The 4,017-nt window shown below is 71.6% G+C and carries 2 protein-coding genes; both read right to left on the bottom strand.

The window, feature by feature from the left end:
- On the bottom strand, positions 1-3,388 hold a 3,388-nt coding region (locus AC27KI_RS20165), incomplete at its 3' end, for a hypothetical protein (RefSeq protein ID WP_487115475.1).
- Between the two features lie 182 nt (positions 3,389-3,570).
- The coding region (locus AC27KI_RS20160) for an efflux RND transporter permease subunit (protein ID WP_487115473.1) at positions 3,571-4,017 on the bottom strand (447 nt) is incomplete at its 5' end.

The following is a 4,017-nucleotide window of genomic DNA, read 5'->3' as shown; positions in this document are numbered from 1 at the left end:
GCTGGCGACCCCCCGCCTGCACGTCGACGCCGATGGCGCGCAGCGTGGCCTTGCGGTCGTGCTCGTCGCGGTCCCGCGGCCCGCGCGCGCGGACCATGGCGTTGGCGCCGATGGCCATCTCGGACGTGCGGCTGCGTTTGGTGTTGGACAGCTCCGCCACGGCCAGCGCAGGAAAGTGCTCCAGCAGGTGGGCCAGCGGATCCATGTCCGGGCCGCCCTCCGACGATGCGGCGCCCCCGTGGGCCATGGCAATGAGCGCATCGGCGAAGTGCCGCCGCAAGGTGTCCTCATGGGAGGCGGTGCGCTGCATGCGCAGGCTCACGCCCTCGGTGCGCGAGGTTTCGCCGCCGGCCTCCAGGCGCATGTCGAAGCGCAGCGCGATGCCTGCTTCGTCATCGCCCAGGTTGAACTCGTGGTCCTGGTTCCCCAGCTCGCGCCGCAGGCCCACGCTGAGCCCCACGTTGGCGTTCTTGGAGTCCGCCGTGGCGATCTGCATCTGCATGGCCGCACCGACCATGTTCAGGTCCATCGAGCGCTCGTGCCCCAGGCCGATGCCCGCGATCGGCGTCACGAGTTCCGGCGTGGCGGTGGTCACCGACACGGCCTTGCCCAGTTCCAGCCGGGCCAGCCGCGCATCGCTGCTCTTGATCTTCTCGCCCAGGCTGATGCGCTGCGACAGCGATTTCATCACTTCGGCCGCGTCGGCCGGGCCGCGCAGGTCGTTGAACAGCGTGATGGTGTCGGACACGCACAGCTCGAAGCGGTTCACGTGCACGTCCCGCTGCAGGGCCTGCAGCGCGGGCGCCGCCGTTTTCACGGTATCGGCCACCGTGCGGGGAGCGGTGCTGCCGGAGGCCGCGCCGGTGGTGGCCGCGGGCGGGCTCCATGGCACGGCCAGGGCCGCATCGACCAGGGTGCGCATCAGCCGGCCCGCATCGTCGCCCGATTCCTTCATCTGGGACCAGGCGCTGCGCACCGAAGCGGGCCAGGCGTCCTGCACCTGGTCCAGGGCCTCTTCCCGGGACGGCCGCTCGCCCTCGGGCAGGGTCTTGAGCCAGTCCTGGGTGAGCTTGCTTTCGATGGCCTCGAAGGTGTCGATGCGCAGGGACCGCAAGGCGGCCGCGGGCTTCACCTTGGCCAGCAGGTCGGCCGATACCACCATGAGGTCGGCCAGTGCCCGGGTCTGCGGCGCTTCCACGCCGGCCGCGGCCCTGGCCGCTTCGGCAATCTCGTGGAAGCCGCCGATGGCTTCGTGGGCGATGGCATCGGTGCGCAGGCCCCGGGCGACCTGGCTGGGGCCCACCGTGGGCGACAGCGTGCCATCGGCCAGCGCGCGCAGATCGGTGTGCTCTCCCAGCACCCTCAGGATGTGCCCGACATTGGGGCGGCTGCCGCGCAGCGATTGCCAGTCGGCGGCCAGGCCCGAGGGCAGCCCGGCCAGGCCCTCGGCCCCCAGGTGGGCCTCCACTTTCTGGAAAAAGCCCTTGCCCAGGTGCTTGAGCGTGTTCTGCGAAGGGGCCGGCGCGCTCCCGCCCAGCCCCAGCTCCTTCAGCACCCCGAGCATCAGGGTTTCGGCTGGCAGCGCGCCGGCCCCTGCGCGCGCTTGGAGATCGATGCGCAGGTCGGTGGCGGTGCGGTGCAGCGATGCCACGGCTTCGTCGCGGCGCGGCAGCATGCCGTTCTCGCTGGCGGCGGCGGTCATCTTGCGCATGACCGACTTGCGCCACATCGTCGGCTGCGCGCCAGGCAGCCAGGACGCGATGGCGGGCAGCGCAGGCGCCAGCAGCCCTTCCATGCCCGCCGAGTTCTTGACGATGGCCTTGGGCAGCCCGCCCGTCAGCCAGTTCTGGAACCGCCCCATCCGCCCGGACGCCGCGCGCGCGTTGCGCTGGCTGGTCTGGTCGAGCGCGCCGTCGCTGAACTGCAGCAGCCGCTGGCGCACGCGGTCGTAGCTGGATCCCGGCGCCTTGGTCGTGAACCCGTTCTGCAGGCAATGGAACGCGGTGCGCTGCGCCACCGTCCGCTCGGATTCGGGCACCGGGTGGTGCCGTGGCTGGGCCAGCTCGACCGCATGCGCCACTGCGTCGCGCAGCAACGCCATGTCCGCCGGGGCCTCGGCCGATCCGGGGCCCTCCTGCTGCCGGGACGACTGCAGATGCAGCATCGCCGACATGGCCACCTGCAAGGCATCCTGCCGGGTCCCGGCGGCGGGAGGGTCCGTCATCCTGGCCAGCAGGCGCATGCCGCCTGCCGGCCTGGCGATGGCGCACGCCAGGCGCGACAGCGGCTGCAGGTCGGCGCGGGTTTCGCGGTCCGGTGGGGAAGGCTGCAGGGCGTCGTGCACCAGGCCGACCAGCCGGGCCGGCGAGCTGTGCGACAGGTTTTCCATGGCCGTCGCCAGCCCCTCGGGATCCCCGGCAAAGGTGTCGCGGGCGGTGTTGATCAGCAGCTCGACGGCCAGCACGTCGGGCACCTTGGTGCCGTGGTTCAGGGCCGCGACCAGCGTGTCGGTGGCTGCCTGCAGCCGGGGCTGCAGGGGCTCGGGCACGCCCGAGAGCAGTTCGGCGACCATCCTGGCGTTGGCGGCGGTCGCCGCGTCCTTGGAGCGCTGCTCGGCGGCCTTGGCGGCGTCGGTCAGCTGCTGCAATGCGCCTTCCGTGTTCACGCGCGCGCCACCGGGCAACGCGGCCTGGGTGGCCAGGTGGATGGTGGCCTTGGCCTTCTCGGCATGGACCAGGCCTTCCAGATGGCCCAGCACGATGGACTTCGTCTCCGCCGTGGCGCTGCCCTGGCTGCTCTGGCCCCCTGCCTTGAGGCCCCCGGCTTCATAGAACATCTCCAGCGCGTCGCTGGGCACGCTGGCAGGGCCCTTGCCCAGCGACAGCACGGACAGCGCCTGCTGGGCCCAGTGCGCCGCCGTGCCCGCGATGCCGCCGTCCCGGCCCGATCCTTCGGTACCGGGCGACTGGCCGGTCTCCACCTGGTGCAGTGCCTCCTGCACGGCCTGCGCCAGCCCGGTCCTGGTGGCGTTGGGCAGTGGCACCCGTCCGTCCGCCTCGAACCGCGGCGCCTGCACCTGGTTGTGCCGCACCACCGGGTGCTGGGTCTGCGTGCCCACCGCCAGCGGGCCCAGGCTGGCGTTGGCCGTGGTCTTGCCGCCCTTCCAGAGGCTTTTGAGCTTGGACAGGACGGTCCGGTCCGAGCGCTGTGCCATGTTGGCGGTGGTGTAGACCGCCGCCGATCCGCTCTTGCCGCGCGCAGCGAGCCCCTCCGGCCCCTTCAGGCTGGCGCTGCGCTCCGGGGCATCCGGGACCGGGGACGCAGGCCGTGCAGGCGTGGACGGAGGCCGTCCGGCCGGCTGGATTTCCCCTGAACTGGTGGCACGCATGGTCTTGTCTCCCTGGAATTCTTCTGGAATCCCATGGTTGTATACAAGTCCTGGCAGCCTTCCCGGTGATGCGAAGCCGTGCATCTGCACGCGAAAAGGCCGCCGCGCCTTGGGCGCAGCAGCGCAAACCCTGTGCTAGAGGGGCGGGCGGCACCGATGGCAGGGCGCCGCCGCGCCGCCACTCACAGCGGGTGCGGCGCTTCGGGCGCGCGGGGTGCCTGGGGGGCTGGTGGGGGCCGCCGCATCACCCGGCGCTGGAACCACTGCGCGAAGTCGTCCACGTAGGTGAACACCGCCGGCACCACCAGCAGGCTGAGCACGGTCGAGGTGATGAGCCCGCCGATCACCGCCACCGCCATGGGCGAGCGAAAGCTCATGTCGGCGCTGCCCAGCGCCAGGGCGATGGGCATCATGCCGGCGCCCATGGCGAGCGTGGTCATGATGATGGGCCGCGCGCGCTTGTGGCAGGCATCCAGCAGCGCGTCCCAGCGGCTCATGCCCTGGTCGCGGCGCGCCACGATGGCGTACTCCACCAGCAGGATGGAGTTCTTGGTGGCGATGCCCATCAGCATGATGAGCCCGATGAGCGAGGGCATCGAAAAGCTCTTGCCCGCCACCAGCAGCGCCAC

It is taken from the genome of Acidovorax sp. KPB24-03 (assembly GCF_057546605.1).
The sequence above is the reverse complement of the archived record's forward strand: the minus strand, read 5'-3'. Positions and strand labels throughout refer to the sequence as shown.